The sequence below is a fragment of the Sulfitobacter sp. CW3 genome, from assembly GCF_019392245.1.
GTDB lineage: Bacteria > Pseudomonadota > Alphaproteobacteria > Rhodobacterales > Rhodobacteraceae > Sulfitobacter.
The window spans coordinates 1-231 of the sequence record NZ_JAHXRL010000600.1; the positions used below are offsets into that span (position 1 = coordinate 1).

Genomic DNA, 231 nt, shown 5'->3' on the forward strand with positions numbered 1-231 from the left:
GCCGTTGGGCGACATCGGAACCGGCGCATCCGATCATGGCGGTAGCTCGGACCGGTAGTGCCAACCCCCTGATGCAGATCGATGAATTGGAGAAATCCGCGACCCGTTCGGATCACGGTAGGCTTTGGGATGCCCTGCTTTCGATGCTCGAACCCGAGACCGCCCGAACCTACCAAGACCCTTGTTTCCAGACGGAGACTGATATCAGCCGTGTCTCGTGGCTGGCCACTG

The 231-nt window shown here is 60.2% G+C and carries 1 pseudogene; it reads left to right on the forward strand.

The annotated features are described in order from the left end of the window. A pseudogene (locus tag KZZ06_RS22360) lies at positions 1-231 on the forward strand (peptidase); the annotation flags it as partial.